Origin of the sequence: Verrucosispora sp. WMMD703 (genome assembly GCF_049178935.1) — a bacterium.
GTDB classification, from domain to species: Bacteria; Actinomycetota; Actinomycetes; order Mycobacteriales; family Micromonosporaceae; genus Micromonospora; species Micromonospora sediminimaris.
This window is the reverse complement of record NZ_JBMHMM010000004.1, coordinates 3,381,007-3,399,988: the sequence shown is the minus strand read 5'-3', so window position 1 is coordinate 3,399,988 and position 18,982 is coordinate 3,381,007. Positions and strand designations below refer to the sequence as shown.

General features: G+C 71.8%; 18 protein-coding genes. 10 read left to right on the top strand and 8 right to left on the bottom strand.

Going from position 1 to position 18,982, the window contains the following annotated elements:
- Window positions 1–82: 82 nt before the first annotated feature.
- The 6 genes from ACN26Z_RS16050 (at window position 83) to ACN26Z_RS16025 (ending at window position 6,392) form a co-directional block, all read left to right on the top strand.
- Window positions 83–1,126, top strand: coding sequence for a Rieske 2Fe-2S domain-containing protein (locus ACN26Z_RS16050; RefSeq protein ID WP_421462007.1), 1,044 nt, complete (start codon window positions 83–85; stop codon window positions 1,124–1,126).
- On the top strand, window positions 1,123–1,350 hold the full coding sequence (locus ACN26Z_RS16045; protein ID WP_421462006.1) for a hypothetical protein: 228 nt from the start codon (window positions 1,123–1,125) through the stop codon (window positions 1,348–1,350). Before ACN26Z_RS16050 ends, ACN26Z_RS16045 begins: the two co-directional genes overlap by 4 nt.
- Window positions 1,347–2,300: a PDR/VanB family oxidoreductase gene (locus ACN26Z_RS16040; protein ID WP_421462004.1), complete on the top strand. Its 954-nt coding sequence runs from the start codon at window positions 1,347–1,349 to the stop codon at window positions 2,298–2,300. Before ACN26Z_RS16045 ends, ACN26Z_RS16040 begins: the two co-directional genes overlap by 4 nt.
- 30 nt (window positions 2,301–2,330) lie before the next feature.
- Window positions 2,331–3,104 carry an IclR family transcriptional regulator gene (locus tag ACN26Z_RS16035; protein WP_421462002.1) on the top strand — a complete coding sequence of 258 codons (774 nt, stop codon included), beginning with the start codon at window positions 2,331–2,333 and terminating at the stop codon, window positions 3,102–3,104.
- 100 nt (window positions 3,105–3,204) lie between these two features.
- Window positions 3,205–4,083 (top strand): PaaX family transcriptional regulator C-terminal domain-containing protein, encoded by an 879-nt coding sequence (locus ACN26Z_RS16030; RefSeq protein ID WP_421462000.1) that lies wholly within the window; start codon window positions 3,205–3,207, stop codon window positions 4,081–4,083.
- Window positions 4,084–4,241: 158 nt separating this feature from the next.
- Window positions 4,242–6,392: a DUF6351 family protein gene (locus tag ACN26Z_RS16025; RefSeq protein ID WP_421461998.1), complete on the top strand. Its 2,151-nt coding sequence runs from the start codon at window positions 4,242–4,244 to the stop codon at window positions 6,390–6,392.
- A 53-nt stretch (window positions 6,393–6,445) separates the two neighbouring features.
- Here ACN26Z_RS16025 and ACN26Z_RS16020 read toward each other — a convergent pair whose 3' ends face one another.
- On the bottom strand, window positions 6,446–6,913 hold the full coding sequence (locus ACN26Z_RS16020) for a MarR family winged helix-turn-helix transcriptional regulator (RefSeq protein ID WP_093402244.1): 468 nt from the start codon (window positions 6,911–6,913) through the stop codon (window positions 6,446–6,448).
- A gap of 83 nt (window positions 6,914–6,996) precedes the next feature.
- Here ACN26Z_RS16020 and ACN26Z_RS16015 point away from each other — a divergent pair, with 83 nt between their 5' ends.
- The 4 genes from ACN26Z_RS16015 to ACN26Z_RS16000 all read left to right on the top strand — a co-directional run bounded on the left by ACN26Z_RS16015 (window position 6,997) and on the right by ACN26Z_RS16000 (window position 10,913).
- Entirely contained in the window at window positions 6,997–7,923 is a 927-nt protein-coding gene (locus tag ACN26Z_RS16015; protein ID WP_421461996.1) for an SDR family oxidoreductase, read from the top strand.
- 24 nt (window positions 7,924–7,947) lie between these two features.
- Entirely contained in the window at window positions 7,948–8,829 is an 882-nt protein-coding gene (locus tag ACN26Z_RS16010) for an amidohydrolase family protein (protein ID WP_282238597.1), read from the top strand.
- Window positions 8,830–8,845: 16 nt separating this feature from the next.
- A complete protein-coding gene (locus ACN26Z_RS16005) occupies window positions 8,846–9,298 on the top strand; it encodes a MaoC family dehydratase (RefSeq protein WP_282238598.1) in 453 nt (150 codons plus the stop codon).
- 91 nt (window positions 9,299–9,389) lie between these two features.
- Window positions 9,390–10,913 carry an acyl-CoA synthetase gene (locus ACN26Z_RS16000; protein WP_421461993.1) on the top strand — a complete coding sequence of 508 codons (1,524 nt, stop codon included), beginning with the start codon at window positions 9,390–9,392 and terminating at the stop codon, window positions 10,911–10,913.
- Here the strand turns inward: ACN26Z_RS16000 and ACN26Z_RS15995 are convergent.
- The 7 genes from ACN26Z_RS15995 to ACN26Z_RS15965 all read right to left on the bottom strand — a co-directional run bounded on the left by ACN26Z_RS15995 (window position 10,910) and on the right by ACN26Z_RS15965 (window position 18,917).
- Window positions 10,910–11,791 (bottom strand): PaaX family transcriptional regulator C-terminal domain-containing protein, encoded by an 882-nt coding sequence (locus ACN26Z_RS15995; RefSeq protein ID WP_421461991.1) that lies wholly within the window; start codon window positions 11,789–11,791, stop codon window positions 10,910–10,912. The two genes, ACN26Z_RS16000 and ACN26Z_RS15995, sit on opposite strands and share 4 nt — an antisense overlap.
- 37 nt (window positions 11,792–11,828) lie before the next feature.
- Complete coding sequence (locus tag ACN26Z_RS15990) at window positions 11,829–12,629, bottom strand: ABC transporter ATP-binding protein (protein ID WP_421461990.1); 801 nt, start codon at window positions 12,627–12,629, stop codon at window positions 11,829–11,831.
- On the bottom strand, window positions 12,622–13,446 hold the full coding sequence (locus ACN26Z_RS15985) for an ABC transporter permease (protein ID WP_282238602.1): 825 nt from the start codon (window positions 13,444–13,446) through the stop codon (window positions 12,622–12,624). Before ACN26Z_RS15985 ends, ACN26Z_RS15990 begins: the two co-directional genes overlap by 8 nt.
- The gene (locus ACN26Z_RS15980; protein ID WP_421461988.1) at window positions 13,443–14,243 is read right to left on the bottom strand and encodes an ABC transporter permease; all 801 of its coding nucleotides are present in this window, start codon (window positions 14,241–14,243) and stop codon (window positions 13,443–13,445) included. The genes ACN26Z_RS15985 and ACN26Z_RS15980 overlap by 4 nt, the downstream gene beginning before the upstream one ends.
- A gap of 66 nt (window positions 14,244–14,309) precedes the next feature.
- Window positions 14,310–15,281 carry an ABC transporter substrate-binding protein gene (locus ACN26Z_RS15975; RefSeq protein ID WP_093402465.1) on the bottom strand — a complete coding sequence of 324 codons (972 nt, stop codon included), beginning with the start codon at window positions 15,279–15,281 and terminating at the stop codon, window positions 14,310–14,312.
- A 184-nt stretch (window positions 15,282–15,465) separates the two neighbouring features.
- Entirely contained in the window at window positions 15,466–18,240 is a 2,775-nt protein-coding gene (locus ACN26Z_RS15970) for a LuxR C-terminal-related transcriptional regulator (protein ID WP_421461986.1), read from the bottom strand.
- Between the two features lie 65 nt (window positions 18,241–18,305).
- Entirely contained in the window at window positions 18,306–18,917 is a 612-nt protein-coding gene (locus tag ACN26Z_RS15965) for a TetR/AcrR family transcriptional regulator (protein WP_282238605.1), read from the bottom strand.
- Window positions 18,918–18,982 lie beyond the last annotated feature (65 nt).

Sequence of the window (18,982 nt, the reverse complement as noted above, 5' to 3'; positions counted from 1 at the left end):
AAATAGACGCTGCCGATCAGCGGTCGGATCACGGGATCATCCGACCGCACCCCGCTCCCGTCCCGAGAGAGGTTGGGTCACGATGGCGTTCGCCCGCAACCAGTGGTACGTGACGGCCTACAGCAACGAGGTCGGGCGGGATCTGCTCGCCCGCACCGTGCTCGGTGAGCCGCTGGTCCTCTACCGCACCGAGTCCGGGGAGGCCGTGGCGCTCGCCGACCGGTGCGTGCACCGTCGCTACCCGCTGTCGGAGAGCCGCCTCGACGGCGACACCATCGTCTGCGGCTACCACGGTTTCACCTACGACCAGACCGGCACCTGCGTCTTCGTGCCGGGCCAGCAACGCATTCCGCGGACCGCGCGGGTCGCCGCGTACCCGTTGGTGGAGCAGGATTCGCTGATCTGGGTGTGGATCGGCGACCGGGACCGGGCCGACCCGACTACCATTCCCCGCGCCCCCTGGCTGGACGACCCCCGGTACGCGGTCGTCCGCGGGATGGAGCCGCTGAACGCGCGGTACAGCCTGCTGGTCGACAACCTGATGGACCTGTCGCACGAGACCTACCTGCACGGCGGCTACATCGGCACCCCCGAGGTGGCGAACACGCCGATCACCACCGAGGTGGACGAGGAACGCGGCATCGTCTACGTCAGCCGGCACATGGACGACGCCGAGTGCCCGCCGTTCTACGCGAAGTCGACAGGCATCCAGGGCCGGATCACCCGCTGGCAGGACATCGAGTTCCACCCGCCGTGCCTGTACCTGCTGCACAGCCGGATCGCGCCGCAGGGCCTCTACCCGCCGGCCGAGGGCGAGGACAGCGACGCCTTCCACGCCGAGATCGTGTACGCCATCACGCCGTCGACGGAGAACACCACCTACGATTTCTGGGCTGTGGCCCGCGACTTCGCCATCGACGACGAGTCGGTGAGCGAGTACCTGCACCAGAGCAACCGCACGGTGGTCATGCAGGACGTGACGGCGCTGAACATCCTGGAGCAGGTGACCGCCTCCGAACCGGACAAGTACCAGGAACTGAGCATCAACATCGACACCGGCGGGCTCGCCGCCCGACGTCTGATCGCCCGGATGGTCGAGGCGGGGACGGTGGGGGCGCCCCGATGACCGAGCCGGCCCACATGCTCACCGGCGACCGGATCTACCGGATCCACTGGATGCCGGGTACGGACACGCTGCGCGGGATCTGCCACTGCGGTGCCGAGCGCGTCGCCGAGGAACCGGTCGAGCTGTGGGAGTGGCTGCTCGCCCACCCGTACGGTCACCAGCCGCCGGAGGCGGTCGCACCGACCCCGCACGCCGCACCGACCCGGTCGGCGGTGCCGGCATGACCGACGACGACCTGGCCGGCGCGGAGCTGGTGGTGACCGACCGGGACCCGGCAGCGGAGGGTGTCGCCGTGCTGAGCCTGTGCCGCCCCGACGGCGGCGACCTGCCCGCCTGGACCCCGGGTGCCCACCTCGACCTGGAACTCGGGCCGGGGCTGGTGCGCCAGTACTCGCTCTGCGGCGACCCGGCCGACCGCGCCACCCTGCGGGTCGCGGTCCAGCTGGAGGCAGAGGGGCGCGGCGGCTCGCGGCACGTGCACGAACGTCTCACCCCGGGCGCGACCGTCCGGGTGCGCGGGCCGAGGAACAATTTCCCGCTGGTGGCGGCGCCGCGCTACCTGTTCGTCGCCGGTGGCATCGGCATCACCCCGATCAGGCCGATGGTCGCCGCCGCCGACGCCGCCGGAGCCGACTGGCGGCTGGTGTACGGCGGACGCAGCCGCGCCACCATGGCCTTCGCCGACGCCCTGCGGGAGAAGTACGGCGACCGGGTGAGCCTGTATCCGCAGGACGAGGTCGGCCTGCTCGACCTTGACGAGCTGCTGGGGCAGCCGGTCGACGGGCTGGTCTACTGCTGTGGGCCGGAGGCGTTGATCGCGGCGGTGGAGCAGCGCTGCCGGACGTGGCCCGCCGGGGCCCTGCACGTCGAGCGCTTCACCCCGCTGGCCCCCACCGAGGCCGCGGACGCCGCCGTCGAGGTGGAACTCGCCCTCAGCGGCCGGACGCTCACCGTGCCGCCGGGCACGTCGATCCTCGAAGCGGTGGAGGCGGCCGGTGTGCAGGTGCTCTCCTCGTGCCGGGAAGGTACCTGTGGCACCTGCGAGACAGGCGTGCTGGACGGCGTGCCGGAGCACCGGGACAGCCTGCTCACCGAGGCGGAACGGGCCGCCGGCGACACCATGATGATCTGCGTTTCCCGGTCCGTCACGCCCCGGCTGACGCTGGAGCTGTGACCGGCGGGCCGGGGTCGGCATGATGGCGGGGTGGACGCGCAACCCGGACGGTCGGTCACCAACAAGGTGCTGGCCCTGCTCGACGCGTTCACCCCGGCGAGTCCGGCGCTGACCCTCAGCGAGCTGGCCCGGCGGGCCGAGCTGCCGTTGCCCACCGCGTCCCGCCGGGTCGCCGAGCTGGTCGCCTGGGGCGCGTTGGAGCGGGGTGACGACGGGCGGTACCGGATCGGGTTGCGGCTGTGGGAGGTCGGTTCGCTCGCTCCCCGGGGGCTCGGGCTGCGTGAACTGGCGCTGCCGACCATGGAGGACCTGTACGAGGTGACCCACGAGAACGTCCAGCTCGCCGTCCGGCAGGACGTCGAACTGGTCTTCATCGAACGGATCGCCGGGCGGCACGCGGTGCCGGTGCTCACCCGGGTCGGTGGTCGCTTCGCGTTGCACGCCACCGGCGTCGGGCTGGTGCTGCTCGCGTACGCGCCGGCCGAGGTGCAGGAACAGGTGCTGGCCGCGCCGTTGGAGCGGTACACCCCGCTGACCATCACCGATCCCGGGCGGCTGCGACGTGGGCTGGCCGAGGTGCGCCGCACCGGGTACGCGGTGAGCGACCGGCAGGTGACCATGGACGCCCTCTCAGTGGCCGCGCCGATCTGCGGACCGGAGGGCGCGGTGGTCGCCGCGATCTCACTCGTGGTCGCGCAGCACCGGGCGGACCCGGTGGCGCTGGCGCCGCTGGTCCAGGCGGCCGGCCGGACCATTTCCCGATCCCTCGGCACCTCGTACGGGTCACGGCGGCCGGTCGGGTGAGGCCGGTACCGCGCTGTGACCTGGCGCAGTAACGTGTCCGGGTGTTGATGCGCTCTGGTCAGCCCCGCAGCGGCGCAATCGCCACCGGGGCGTCGTCGTGGTGAGCGATGTTCTGGGTGAGTCGCCGCCGGGTTCGCCGTCGGAGCGGGCGGCGGTCGGGCGGGCCCGGTCCCAGCGGCTGCTGGTGACCCTGCTCGGCGACCACTGGCACGCCGGTCGTGCTCCGCTGCCGTCCGGGGGTCTGGTGGCGGTCCTCGCGGAGTTCGACATCGCCCCCGCGAACGCCCGCGCCACGCTCGCCCGGCTGACCCAGCGGGGCATGCTCCAGCGGACCAAGGAGGGCCGCCGGACCAGCTACCGGTTGACCGAGCCGGCCTGGCACATCCTCCAGCGCGGAGCGCGGCGCATCTTCGCCGCGACCGACGAGAGCACCTGGGACGGCAGTTGGACGCTCATCGCGTTCACCGTTCCGCTGGAGGACGCGAACCAGCGGCGGCTGATCCGGGCCCGGTTGCGCTGGTTGACGTTCTGGCCGCTGTACGACGCCACCTGGGTCACCCCGCACGACCGGCTCCACGAGGCACGCGAGCAGCTCAGCGAACTCGGCGTCACCGACGCGGTGCTCCTGCGCTCCACGGACCTTGAGCTGCTGCCGGACGGCAGGGCGCGGCTGGAGGCGGCCTGGCGGATCGACGAGGTGGCCGCCGGATACCAGGAGTTCCTGCACCGCTACCGCGACCTGGCCGACCGGGCCGAGGCCGGTGCGGTGCCGGCGGCGGAGGCGCTCGTCGCGCGTACCGAGTTGGTGAGCGACTGGCGGGCGCTTGTCGGCACCGACCCTGACCTGCCGGTCGAGTTCCTACCCGCGTCGTTTCCACGCGCCGAGGCACGGGCGATGTTCCTGAGCATCTCCGAGGCACTGGCACCGCTGGCCCAGAAGCGCTTCGAGGACCTCGTCCAACGGCTCGAACCGGTCTGACCGCACCGTACATCCGTGCCGAACCCGGCCCAGGGCCACCTCACGGCATCGATGCATTGCACTTCCATTGACTGCCGATCAGTTTTCGCATTACGTTCTCCCCGTGCCTTCGACCCCGGAGGCCCAGCCGCCCGTCCCCGGCTGAAAGGGGTCCCGCCATGCCCATCCACCGTTCGAGGAGGAGCACCCGGCACCGACCCCTCCGGGTGGCGTTGACCGCGCTCGTCGCCATCGCACTGGTCAGCAGCTCCGCACCGGCCGGCGCCGCGCCCCTGACCGGCAAGGGCGGCGACAGGGGCTTCGACGTGACTGTCGTCTCCGGCCGCCCGGACATGGTCAGCGGCGGCGACGCCCTGGTACGGGTCACCGTGCCGCGTACCGTCGCGCCCCACCGGGTGAAGGTCCGCCTCGACGGCCGCGACGTGACCGGCCGCTTCCGCCCAGCGGGCGACAAGCGGACCCTGCTCGGCCTGGTGGACCGGCTGAAGCTGGGCCGCAACCGGATCGAGGTCCGCACGCACGGACCGGGCTGGGGACGCCCCGGCGCCAGCCTGACGCTTGTCAACCATCCGGCCGCCGGCCCGGTCTTCTCCGGGCCGCACATCCCGCTGTTCTGCACCGCCTCGGGCAGTCCGTGGCACCTGGGCCCGGTCGACGAGAACTGCCACGTCACCGAGGCTCAGGTCAGCTACCGGTACCGCAGCACCGCCGGGAGCTTCGCCGACCTGCCCGACGGTCCGCTGCCGGCGGACGTGGCCAGCACAACCACCACGGCCGGCCGGACCGTCCCGTACGTGGTGCGGATCGAACGCGGCACCATCAACCGGGCGGTGTACGAGATCGCCATGCTGCACCAGCCCGGCACCCCGGCCCCGAGCCCCTGGGCGGCCACGCGTGGCTGGAACGAGCGGCTGGTCTACACCTTCGGCGGCGCCTGCGGCATCGGCCACACCCAGGCCACCAGCACCGGCGGCGTACTCGACCACACGCTGCTGAGCCGCGGCTACGCGGTCGCCAGCGCGACCTTCAACGTGTACGCGCACAACTGCAACGACGTCACGTCCGCCGAAACGGCCATGATGGTCAAGGAACACTTCGTCGAGACGCTCGGCGTACCGGCCTTCACCATGGGTTGGGGTGGATCGGCCGGCACCATGCAGCAGTTGCTGATCTCGAACGCCTACCCCGGCATCCTGGACGGCGTCATCGGCAGCATCGGCTACCCGGACGAGCGCTCCACGACCATCTCCGGTCACGAGTGCCGGTTCATCTCCCAGGCGGCCACCGCCGCCGGGCTGTCGGCGGCGCAGCAGCACGCCGTCAGTGGCTTCGGCAGCCCGAACACGTGCTTCGGCTACCAGTTCTTCGACAGTGTGGACTGGCCGACCGCCTGCCCCGCCCACATCCCCGCCGACCGGCGCTACCACCCGGACACCAACCCGGAGGGCATCCGCTGCGCCATGGCGGACTTCGTCTCGAACGTCTACGGCGTCGACCCGAGGACCGGTGCCGGCCGGCCGATCATCCCGGACACCGTCGGCGTGCAGTACGGCCTGGCGACGCTCAGGGCGGGCGTGATCAGCCCGGAGCAGTTCGTCCGGCTCAACGAGGGCATCGGCGGCTTGGGCGTGGAGGGCAACCGCACGCCGCAGCGCACCTCGGCGAACGTCGCGGCGATCAGCAGGGCGTACGCGACCGGCCGGGTCAACCAGTTCGACGGCGGGCTGCGCTGGACCCCGGTCATCGAGACGCGCGGCTACACCGACCCGACAGGCGACTTCCACGACCGGTTCCGCTCGTGGACGATGCGGGAGCGGCTGGTGCGGGCCAACGGCAACGCCGACAACCACGTCAGCGTCACCGGCCCGCCGGGCGCGGCCAGCGCGGCGATCCAGGAGCAGGCGCTCGCCGACATGGACGCCTGGCTGACCGCGCGCGGCCGGCTCGCGGCGGCCCGTCCGCACCTCGACGCCGTCGCGCTCACCCGGCTGTCCCGGCCGCGTGGCCTGGCCGACGGTTGTGTCGCGCCCGACGGCGAGCGGATCGTGGAGCGGCTGACCCTCGACCCGAACGCCCGGTGCAACCAGCTCTACCCGTACCACCGCAATCCCCGGGTGGTGGCGGGCGGGCCGACCACCTCGGCGGTGCTCAAGTGCCAGCTTCAGCCGCTGCGCAAGTCGGGGTACGGGGTGCGCTTCACCGCCGAGCAGTGGCAGCGGCTGCGCGCGGTCTTCCCCGACGGTGTCTGTGACTGGTCGAAACCGGGCGTCGGGCAGCGCCCGCTCGCCGGCACCTGGATCCGCTTCTGAGGCTCAGCGCGTAGTCGGGGAGGCTCGCTCGTCGCGGGCCTCCCCGACCGCGCTCAGTCGGGAAAGGCGAGCAGGCGCAGCAGGCCGGCCAGCCGCTCGTGCTCCTCGGGGGTGACCGGGGCCAGCAGGCCCAGCTCGACAGCACGGGCGGCCTGCTGCGCACGGGCGAACAGATCCCGGCCGGCGTCGGTCGCGACGAGGACGTTGGCCCGCCGGTCGGCGGGGTCGGTGCGGCGCTCCACCAACTGGCGCTGTTCGAGCCCGTCGACAAGCGCGACGACCTGGCTCGGGTCGAGGCGGAGGAACTCGGCCAGCTCCCGCTGGGTGGGTCGAACCCCGTCGGCGGCCAGCGCGAGCACGGAGTAGGACCGCGCCTTGAGCCCGTGCTCGGCGAGGGCGGCGTTGGCCGCCGCGAGCGTGAGCGCGTTGGCGCGGGCCAGCAGAAAGACCAGGTCACCGCCGAGCACGCTGTCCCGCAGGGCGTCCCGCCCCGGCAGCCGGGTCTTCCCGCTAGCGGACATGGCGACGATGGTAGCGCGTTTCACCAATGATTGACATTTTCAACGGTCCGTGCTCAGATCGGGTGAACACGAAGGAGTTCTCCATGTCCCTGGACGGCAAGGTCGCCATCGTCACCGGATCCGGCCGCGGTCTCGGCCTCGCGTACGCGCAGGAGCTCGCCCGGCAGGGTGCCGCCGTGGTGGTGAACGATGTCGACGCGCAGGCCACGGCCGACGCCGTCGCGTCGATCGAGGCGCTCGGTGGCCGGGCCGCCGCGGTGGTCGCTCCGGTCGGCCCGACCGAGACCGCCGAGCGGTTGGTCGCTGCCGCCGTCGAGACGTTCGGTCGACTCGACATCCTGGTCACCAACGCCGGTGTGCTGCGCGACACCGTGCTGTGGAAGATGACCGACGAGGACTTCGACACCGTCATCAACGTGCACCTGCGCGGCACCTTCACCACCGTGCGCGCGGCGGTGCAACACATGCGGACCGCGGGCGAGGGTGGCCGCATCATCTGCATCGGCTCCCCCACCGGCCAGCGCGGCAACTTCGGCCAGACCAACTACGCCGCCGCCAAGGCGGGCATCGTCGGCATGACGCGTACCTGGGCGCTGGAGCTCAAGCGCGCCGGCATCACCGCCAACACCGTGGTCCCGGTGGCCGCGACCGCCATGACCGCCACCGTTCCCTACTTCGCCGCTGCCGTGCAGGCGGCCGAGCAGGGCGAGCCGATGCCGGCGTTCTTCCGGCACGATCTCGGCTTCGGCACGGCTGAGGACGTCGCCGGTCTCATCGCGTTCCTCGGCTCCGACGCGGCCGGCGGGGTCACCGGTCAGGTGATCGGGGTGGGCGGCGACCGGCTCCAGGTCTGGACCCACCCGGAGGCGGCGCTGACCGCCCACCGCGAGGGCGGCTGGACGTACGATGCTCTGCTCGAAGCCTGGCCGGCGACGTTCGCCGGGGCGCTGCAGAGCGTCGGCGAGCGGTTCCCGGAACTCCCCGAGGAGTTCAAGACCGCAGGCTCCTGACCCGCCGGACGAAAGTTCCCCATCATGTACCAACCCGCCATCGACCTCGACGCCGTCACCGCGATCGACATGCACGTGCACATCGAGGTCGACGAGCACGGCCACAACTCGCTGCCCGACGACCTGGTGGCGGCGGTGTCGAAGTACTTCAAGGCCGACGGGCCGCGCCCGGCGATCGAGGCGGTGGCGCAGTACTACCGGGAACGCCAGATGGCGGCAGTCGTGTTCACGGTGGACGCCCGCACCCAGTTGGCGCACCAGCCGCTGTCGAGCGTGGAGATCGCCCGCGCCGCGGCCGAGCATGCCGACGTCCTGATCCCGTTCGGGTCGGTCGACCCGCGCACCGGAGCGGCGGCGCTCGACCTCGCCAGTCGGCTGATCGAGGACGAGGGCGTACGCGGCTTCAAGTTCCATCCCACCGTGCAGGGCTTCGATCCGAGCGACGAGCAGTACGCCCCGCTGTGGGGCCTGCTCGAAAAGGCCGGTGTGCCGGCGCTGTTCCACACCGGGCAGACCGGCATCGGTGCCGGGATGCCGGGCGGCTACGGCTTCCGGCTCGGCCTGTCGAACCCGATGCTGCTCGACCCCGTCGCGGCGGAGTTCCCCGACCTCCAGATCATCATGGCCCACCCGTCGGTGCCCTGGCAGGACGAGGCGCTGTCGGTGGCCACCCACAAGCCGAACACCTGGATCGACCTGTCCGGCTGGAGCCCGAAGTACTTCCCGGCCGAGCTGGTGCGGTACGCGAACTCGCTGCTCAAGCGCCGGGTGCTGTTCGGCACGGACTACCCGCTACTCACCCCGGACCGCTGGCTGCGGGACGTGCGCACCACCGACCTCAAGCCCGAGGTGCTTCCCGGCATCCTGAAGGACAACGCCGTCCGGCTGTTGCGCCTGTCCAGCTGACGACGAGAGGACGCTCATGACGACGACGATCACCTACGAACAGCTCGCCGACCTTGCCGGCACCGACCTCGGCTACACCGACTACCGGACGGTCACCCAGGACCAGGTGAACCTCTTCGCCGACGCCACCGACGACCACCAGTGGATCCACGTCGACCCGGAGCGGGCGAAGAACGGCCCCTTCGGCGCGCCCATCGCGCACGGCTTCCTCACGCTCTCGCTGGCGGTGCCCTTCTGGACCGAACTGCTCGACGTGAAGGGGGTCACCACGAAGGTCAACTACGGCCTAGACAAGGTGCGCTTCCCGGCCCCGGTAAAGGTCGGCTCGCGGGTACGCATGACCGCGACGGTCGCCGAGGTCGTCGAGGTGGCCGGCGGCTACCAGATCGCCGTCGACCAGACGATCGAGATCGACGGCGGCGCCAAGCCCGCAGTGGTGGCCCGCGGCCTGTACCGCTTCTACGCCTGACAGCCAGCGGCACGCCGGGAGGCCGCCCGGCCACCGGCACGCCGACCGGCCACGCATCGACGCACCATCCGCCACCACCGGGAGACCGCTGATGCACGAACAAGGAATCGGTGCCTGGCTGGCCAAGCGCCGGCTCAAGTCCCCCGACAAGCTCGCCCTAGTCCACGGCGAGGGCTCCACCGTGACGTACCGCCAGTTCGCCGACGGCACCGACCGAGTCTCCGCCCTGCTGCGGCGGCTCGGCGTCGGCAAGGGCGACGCGGTGGCCTACCTGGGCGAGAACAGTCCGGATTTCCTCCAGGTGATGTTCGGCGCGGCGCGGCTGGGCGCCGTCTTCGTGCCGATCAACACCCGGCTGGCGCCGCCCGAGGTCGCCCACGTGCTCACCGACTGCGGCGCGCGGGTGCTGATCCACGATCCCGAGTTCGGCGAGCGGGTGGCCGCAGCCATCGGCACCGGGCCGTCCCCGCGCGTCGTCGTCACCGGAGAGGGTACGGCCGACCGGCCGGGACTGACCCGGCTGCTGAGCACGACCGCCGTGGACGACGCTGCCGTGGCGGTGAGCCTGGACGACCCGGCCGCGATCATCTACACCTCGGGCACGACCGGCCGGGCCAAGGGTGCCGTGCTGACCCATGGCAACCTCACCTGGGTCGCGCTCAACTGCGTGGTCGACTACGACGTCGTGTCGACCGACGTCGCGCTGATGATCTCGCCGTTGTTCCACGTCGCGTCCCTCGGCATGGGTGCGCTGCCGGTCATCCTCAAGGGCGCCACGCTGGTGCTGGAGAAGGGCTTCGAGCCGGGACGCGCGCTCGCCCAGATCGAGCGGCACGGCGTCACCATGCTCAGCGGCGTGCCGACCACGTACCAGCTGATGGCCGACCACCCGAACTGGGTCACCACCGACCTGTCGACGTTGCGCAAGCTGACCTGCGGTGGCTCGGCCGTACCCACCCGGATCCTCAACGCCTACGAGGAACGCGGCCTGTCGTTCTCGCAGGGCTACGGCATGACCGAGGCGTCGCCGGGTGCGACGTCGCTGCCCCCGGCGATGACCCGCGCCAAGCAGGGCAGCGTGGGCCTGCCGCACTTCTTCACGAGCGTGCGGATCGCCGACGAACACGGCGCACCGATCGGCGACGACGGCATCGGTGAGATCCAGATCTGCGGCCCGAACGTCTTCCCCGGCTATCACCTGCTGCCGGAGGCGACGGCCGAGGCGTTCACCCCGGACGGCTGGTTCCGCTCCGGCGACCTCGGATACCTCGACGCCGACGGCTACCTCTACATCTCGGGCCGCCTCAAGGACATGATCATCTCGGGGGGCGAGAACATCTACCCGGCCGAGATCGAAGTCCTGCTCGGCGAGATCGACGGAGTGACCGGCGTGGCGGTCATCGGCGTACCGGACGCGCGGTGGGGCGAGGTGCCGTGGGCGATCATGACGGTGCGGGAGGACGCCACCGTCGACACGGCGACGGTGCAGCAGTTCCTCGACGGCCGGGTCGCCCGTTACAAGGTGCCCAAGAACGTGGTCGTCGTCGACGAACTTCCCCGGACCGCGTCCGGGAAGGTGCGCAAGGGCGATCTGCGGAGCCGGTTCGCCGGCTAGGCCCGGCTGCGCCGGGCCGGATCGCCGACCGACCTCGCCGCGGCACCGGCGACGTTCCTGGCCACCGCACCGGTGCCAGCGGTGACGAGGGCGGCGAACTCGTCGGCGGAGGCCGCAGCCAGCCGCTGGTGCATCCGCCGGTAGACCTGCGTCGACCGCTCGGCCGGCCACTGCGCGTCCATGAACTCGCGGGGCAACCTCGGGTCCGCGCGCAGCAACGCGAGCCAGTCGGCCACCAGCATGGTGCGTACGGTCAGCGCGCTCGCCGCCTGGGTCGCGGCGCCCGGATCGCCCCACACCTCGATGAACGCCAGGTGTTCCCGCCGGATCGCCTCGATGTCCCATGCCGCCCGGACACTGTCGGCGATCGGAAACCCGGCGAGTTCCCGGGCGTGGAAGGCGACGACCGTCTTGGGGGGAAGGTCCTGACACAACGGCTCCAGCGACCCGGCGAGGTCGACCTCACCGGGCGCCAGCCAGAGCCCGTCGCGCAGCGGCGCGAACCCCTCCCAGGTCAGGGTGGAACGCAACCGGTGGCGCAGGGTCCGCTGTCCCTCGGGGATCGTGAACGTGACGAGGGTCCAGCCGGTGCCCTGCGGCTCGAACGGGCGCGGGCCACGGACGCGTGCGGTGGCCTCCCGCAGCACCGCCACGCCGTGCTCGGTGAGCGAGAAGAGGATCTCCCGGCCGCTCTTGCTCCGGTCCAGCATGCCGGTCTGCACCAGCCGGTCGAGGGTCGCCCGCGTCGCCGGTGCGGCGACGCCGGCGCCTTCGAGCACCCCGATCAGGACGCTGGCGCGAATCGGGCCAACCGCATCGTCGACGACGTGCTCGCCGAAGAACGCGAGCAGCAGCTGCTTCGGCTGACGACTGCGCACAGCTCTCCCTCTCGAGCGAATCCACCCCGCGGCACGGTCACGGGGCGACGGTCTGCCCGCGCTTCGCACGCTGGATCTGGTCGTAGACATGCGTACGCAGCTCGGTGAAGCGCGGCAGCGCCCGGGTGGTGATCTGGTCGCGCTCCGGCGGCAGGTCGACGGTCAGATCCTCCTGCACCCAGGTCGGCGACGCGGACAACACCAGCACCCGTTCCCCCAGGTAAACCGATTCGTCGATGTCGTGGGTGACGAAGAGAACCGAGATCTTCCGGTTCGTGTGCAGCTCGCGGACGAGATCCTCCAGGTCCGCGCGGGTCTGCGCGTCGACCGCGGCGAACGGCTCGTCCATGATCAGCACTTCGGGTTGGTACGCGATGGCCCGCGCGATCGCCACCCGCTGCTGCATGCCGCCGGAAAGCTGCCACGGGTGACTGCGTGCCGCGTGCGCCAGCCCGACCGCCTCGATGGCGTCGGTGACGAGCTTGTCGCGTTCCTGGCGGGACAGCCGCTTGTGCCGCAGCGGCAGCTCGACGTTGCCCCGGACGGTCAACCACGGGTAGAGGCTGCGACCGTACTCCTGGAAGACGACTGCCATCGCCGGGCTCGGGCCGGTCACCGGCTCTCCGTCCATCTCGACCAGGCCGCTGGTGGGCCGGAGCAAGCCGGCGAGACACTTCAACAGGGTCGTCTTGCCGCAGCCCGACGGCCCGACGATGCAGACCAGCTCACCGGAGCGCATGGTGAAGCTGATGTCCCCGATCGCCTCGACATCGCCGTTCGTGGACTCGTAGACCTTGCGCAGGTGCTCCACCCGCAGCAGGGTGCTCCGGTCAGGCACGGTTGACCTCCCTGATTCCGTGGTACCAGCGCAGCACCCGTCGCTCGACGACACCGAAGGTCGCGGCGAGGAGCACGCCGACGAGGCCGAGCAGGAGAATGCCGCTCCACATCTCGGCGATGAGGTAGTTGCGTTGGAAGTAGGCGATCCGATAGCCCAGTCCGGCGGACGAGGCGAACATCTCCGAGATGACCATCAGGATCAGCGCGACCGAGAGCCCCTGCCGGACCCCGGTCATGATCCGCGGACTGGCGGCCGGGAGCACGAGGAACCGGAGCCGCTCCCACCAGGTGATCTGGAACGAGTCGGCGGTCTCGGACATCACGCTGTCGGTGGCCCGGACACCGTCGATCGTGTTCAGCAGGATCGGCCAGACCGCGCCGGAGACGATCACGACCACCTTCATCGTGTCGGTGATGCCGAGCAGCAGCATCACGACCGGGATCAGCACCGGCGGCGGGATGGCCCGGAAGAACTCCAGCAGCGGTTCGAGCAGTTCCCGTAGCCATTGGAACAGCCCGATGAGCGTGCCGGCGGCGATGCCGATCACGATCGAGGCCGCGATCCCGAGGGCGAGCCGGTAGAGGCTCGGCAGCACGTCGTCGACGAACGCGGGGCCGATCCAGGTCTCCCGGAAGGCTTCGAAGATCGTGAGGGGGCCGGGGAAGAACCGGTTGGTCGACGAGCTCGACGCCACTCCCCAGACCACCAGCAGCAGGAAGGGCAGGCCGAGCGGGTAGAGGAAACCCGCAGCGACGCGGCGCCCGAGGCCGCGCCCGCGCGAGCGCTGGGCGATCCGGCCGGTGTGCACGGTCACAGGACCTCCTCACCGCGTACGGACTGGTGCCACGACAACGAGCGCCGCTCGATGAACCGGAAGACGAGATTCACCACGAGCCCGAGCAGACCGGTGACCACCACGAAGGCGTACAGGCCGACCGCGTCACCGGCGGACCGGGACAGCTCGATCATTCGCCCCAGACCGGGATTGCCGATCACCATCTCGGCTGTGATGGCGAGGATGAGGGCGACCGCCGCAGCCAGCCTGACGCCCGTCATGAGGTACGGCAGGGCGGTCGGCAGCACCAGGTACGACAGCCGCTCGCGGCGGGTGAGTCCGAAGCTGCGGGCGGTGTCCCGGGCGACCGCGTCGACGTCGGCGACGCCGTAGATCACCTGGACGAAGACCTGCCAGAACGACGCGTAGATGATGATGAGCAGGGCGGCCTGCATCTGGATGCCGAACAACAGCACGGCGAGCGGGATGAGCGCCACCGACGGGATGGGCCGCAGGAACTCCACCACCGTGTGGGTGGCGCGGCGCAGGAAGGGCACCAGGCCGACGATCGTGCCGAGGACGACGGCGGCGGCGGTGGCCACGGCCAGCCCGATCGCCCAGGAGGTCATGGTGTACCCGAGCCGGCGCCAGAAGGCGAGGTCACGGAACTCCTCGGCGAGCCGGGCGAGCACGTCCGTGACGTACGGCAGGTACTGCGAGTTGATCAGGCCCAGGGTCGGGACCAGCTGCCAGATGACGAGGAACCCGGTCAGCCCGACAACGCCCAGCATCACCTTGCGCAGCGAACGGGGACGCCGGAGGGACAAGACGTGCATGTTGCTCCCGTGGTCGGCGGCGACGCCCTTCCCGGTCGGTCACCGGGAAGGGCGGGACCGCGCCGGCTACTGCTGTTGGATGAGGCGATCGAAGTTCGGCTGCTGATCGAGCACCTTGTACTTGCCGGCGAGCGTGGCCAGCGATTCCAGGCTCGCCCGGTCCAGCTCCCAGCCGAACTCCGGCAGCTTCACCGAGTCCGCGACCGCCTCCGGAAGTTCCAGGTTGTCCTTGATCGCCTGGCGGACGGCCGCCTCGTTGGCGGAGTCCTGGGCCCACGCGAGGGTCTCCTTCATCGCCGCGGTGAAGTCGGCGACCAGCTCGGCCTCAGAGTCCAGCTGCTCCTTCGTCGTGATGGCGGTGAGCGTCGCGAGCCCGGGGGCGACCGCCTGGTACGGCGCGACGACGAAGGTGTCGCCACGGTTGCGCAGCTGGGTGACGAAGGGTTCCGGCACCCAGGCGGCGTCGATGTTGTCGGCCTCGAGCTGCGCCGGGACGTCGGGGAAGGCGACCTCGACGAACTTGATGGTCGAGGGGTCGCCGCCGTCCTTCTCCACCGCGGCCATGATCGTCACGTCGCCGGCCGCGCCCAGGCTGTTGACCGCCACCCGCTTGCCCGCGAGCTCCGCCGGCCTGGTGATGCCCGACTTGGCCGAGGCCACCACGGCGTTGATGTCGTCGCCCTCGGCGTAGGACGACGCGTAGTTGCCGATGATCACGACTCCGAGATCCTGCAGGTCGGCCCGGAACGGACCGAACGGCTGACCGATGGCGAAGTCGATGTCGCCGTTGATGAGCGCGGGGATGGCCTGTGCGCCGCCCTGCGCGGGCAGCACCTCGATCGACAGCCCGTGCTTTTCGAAGATGCCGGCCTTCATGCCACCCCACAACGCGGCGGTCTCGGTGATCGGCAGGGCCGCGACACGAACCTGGCGAAGTTCGCCGCTATTCTCTCCCGAGGGGGTGGCATCGGAGTCCGTACATCCAGCGAGCGCGATCGCGACGCTGGCGATCAGCCCGACCGTGAATAGCTTCTTCATCGACAAGGCCCTTCCTGGGGCGGGAGTGGTGGGCGCGTCAACACCGACAGGTGCCTTGGGACCTGCGGCGGGCTGGATGTGAGTGAGATCACCCGGCCGTGTTGGCCATCGTGGGCCACCGACCCTCAAATGTCAAGAAATTCTGACGCCCGTCATGGATCAGTTGAATATCGGTTTGGCCACGTCAGCCCAACGCGCGGACCAGCTCGGTGCGGGAGCGGATGCCGAGCCGGTGGTAGATGTTGCGCAGGTGATGGTCGACGGTCCGGGTGGACAGGAACATCTGCCTGGCCACCTCCTGGTTGGTGGCACCGGAGGCGACCAGGTGGGCGACGCGCAGCTGCTGACCGGTGAGCAGCCGCACGGCGTCCGGGTCCGGCGTACCGACGGACTCCCCCGCGGCGCGCAGCTCCACGGTGGACTGCCGCGCCCACGCCTCGGCGCCGAGCAGGATGAAGGTCTGCCGGGCCCGGTGCAGGTGACCGCGAGCCTCGCGGGGGCGGCGGGCGTGGCGCAGTTCCCGACCGAAGAGCAACTCGGTGCGCGCCCGTTCGAAGGTGGCGGCGTCGCACGGGTGCAGGGACAGCGCGGCCCGGAAGTACCGCTCGGCCTCGGCGCTACCGCGCGGGGCCAGCAGCGCGTGGCAGCGGGCCGACAACGCCCGGCGCAGCGGGCTGGCGGTGCTGCCGGCCCAGCGGTCGAAGACGGCGAGCGCGGCCCGGGCCCGGGCGTGCCGACCATCGTGTGCGGCGGCCTCCACGAGGTGGGGCGTCGCCATCACCTGGACGAGGACCTGGCCGCGTCCGGTACCGGGCCGGGCCAACGCGGCCAGGCGGTCTGCCGCGTCGGCGTACCTGGCGTCGACCAGGTCCAGCAACGCGAGGGCCCACTCGGCGAGGGCGTGCGGGCGGCTACCCGGTACGGCGACGTCGCCCAGCTCGGCGACGTGGCCGAGACTGGCGTCGTGGTCGGACCGCACGGCCGCGAGCACGGCGAGCAGGCCGAGATGCACGCCGGCGCTGCTGCGCTGGCCGGCGGCCCGCGCCACCCGCAGCCCTTCCCGGCAGCTCTGCGTCGCGGCCTCGTGGCGACCCAGCCAGTACTCGCTCATCGCGCGTAGTTCGAGCGCCCGGGGCAACAGGGACACCTCGCCCCGGTCGGCCGCCAACTCGACGGCGCGGTCGGCGAGCCGGTACGCCGCCGCGTCCACCGCGACCAGCAGACCGGCCACGGCCGCGCCGGTCAACGCGGTCGGGGTCGCTGCCGCACTTGTCAACCGGTCGCCGAACACCACCGCCCGACGTAGCAGCGGGCCGCCGTGGGCGTGGTCACCGCGCAGCGTGGCGGCCACCCCGGCGACCAGGGTGGTCAGCAGGTCCGCCCAGGGTGGGTCCCCGTCGCGACGGAGTGCCGCCATCCGTCGGGCCACCTCGGCGTAGCGGTACTGGTCGCCGCAGAAGCAGACCGCCTCACCGGCGCGGACCAGCGCGACCAGTGCCGACTCACGGTCCATCTCGGCCAGTGCGCCGGCGGCGGCCAGCAGGTTCGGCAACGCGGCCGGCGCCGAGCCGCAGCGCAGTCGCATCTCGCCCCGCAGCAGCTCGGCGAGACCGCCGGTGGGAGAAGTGACCGGCACGTCCGCGACGCGATGTAGCAACGCGCGGGCGCGACCGGGATCCCCCGCCTGCCAGGCGTAGCGGGCGGCGGTGACCTGCCGGCTGGCGGCGAGCACCGGATCGTCGCTGAGTTCGGCGGCCCGGGCCAGCGCGGTCGCCGCGGTGGAGCGGTCCACACGGTCGTCCACCGCGTCCGCCAGTTCCGTGGCCAACGCCGGTGCCGGTCCGTCGGTCGCCGCCGCCAGGTGCAGGGCCCGACGCAACCGGGCCCCGGTGCCGTCGAGCGCGGCGGCGAGCAGTAGATGGGCGTCGCGGCGCGCGGTCACGGAGGCGGTGGCCTCGACCATGGCCCGGGCCAGCGAGCGGGGAAAGGCGACACCGCCCGGTGCGGTGAATCGGATCAGGCCGGCGGCCTCGGCCGGTGCGAGCACCGCGAGACTGTCGCCGGCCGCTCGCAGCGCCCGGCTCAGCGTCACCGGATCCGCGACGTCCGTATGGTCGGCCGGGGCGGTCGCGGCGAGCGCGGCCAGCAGCAGCGCGCGCCGCGTCTCGCCGGGCAGACGGGAGAGCAGGCCACGGTAGGCCCGGCCCAGGCCGCCGTCGGCCGGCGGGGTCGTGGGCAGCGGTTCCAGCCCGTGCCACTGGCCGTGTGCCAGCGAGTCCGCGAGGTCGACCAGGGCCTGCGGGTTGCCGGCGGCGAGGGCGCTCAGCCCGGCCAGCACCGGGCCGGGTGGTGGCGGCCCCGGGCGGCGCGCGGCCAGCAGGGCGTGGCTGTCCGGCTCGTCGAGCGGCAGCAGCCGGCGGCCGGGTATCGCGTCCGCTCCGCGGTCGCTGCCGGCGGTGAGCAGCAGGACGACGGGCAGCTGCGGCAGTCGTCGGGCCACCAGGGTCAGCAACCGCGCCGTCGGGGCGTCGCCGACGTCGAGGTCGTCCATGGTGCACAGCAGCGGGCCGTCGTGGGCGGCCTCGGCGAGCAGCCCGAGCACGGCGTGGGAGAGCACCAACTGGTCCTGGTCGCGACAGCCCTCACCGGCCACCGCCCGACGCAGCACCTCCCGTTGCCGCTCGGGCAACGCGCCGATGCCGTCGAGCACCGGATCGAGCAGCCGCTGCAATCCGGCGTAGGGCAGCATCGCCTCGTCGGGCAGGCCAGCCGCGGCGAGCAGCCGACGCCCCCGGCCGTGCCGGTGGGCGTACGCCAGCAGGGTGCTACGCCCGGACCCGGGTTCGCCGTGCAGCAGCAGCGCCTTCCCGGCCGGTGCGGCGAGCAGTCTCCGGATCTCCCGGCACTCCGCCTGCCGGCCCCGTAGCACAGCTATTTGCACCGTCGATGCAGTAACCATGCATCGAGTCTCGCCTACGCATCGGCGCTTGAGAAGAGGGAATTGTCGGGTGGCGGCGGCCCGGGTCAGCGGTCGGCCGGCTCGGCGAGCAGCGCGCCGACGGTGCGGGCCATCACCGCGCGGGCGGCGTCCACGCCCAACCCGAGGCTGTCGCGCAGGGTCGACCACGCCGGCCAGGTGCTCGCCGCCACCACGGCGTTGACCACCTGGTCCCGGGCCGGCCCGGTGCGGTCCAGCTCGTCGGCGAACAGCTGCTCGACCTCGTCGCGTACCCGGGCGATGTGTTTGAGGCGGTTGCGGCGCAGCTGCGCGGAGACCGGTTCGCGCATCTGTGCCGCCCGAGCCGACGGCGCGATCAGTTGCAGCAGTTTCGCCCGCTGCCGGCAGAACGCGTCGACCCGCTTGGCCAGCGGCAGGCTGGGCGAGATCGGCCGCCACGCGGCGTCCTGCTGACGAAGCAGCTCCGCCCCGCTGGCCTCGAACAGGGTCTCCATGTCCTTGAAGTTGGTCCAGAGCGTACGCAGGGAGATGCCGGCCCGCTCGGCGATGCGCTCGCCGGTCGGGCGCAGGTCTCCCTCGGAGATGAGCGCGAGATGCGCCTCGACGATCGCCGCCCGGGTGCGCTCGGCCCGGGCGGTGCGCCCGTCGACCCGACCGGCTGCCTCGGCACTGACCATCCCCGCCGTCCCCCTCACCCTGGCGTCGCCTTCGTGCGAGCCGAGTCTAGGCGTTTGCCGAGACC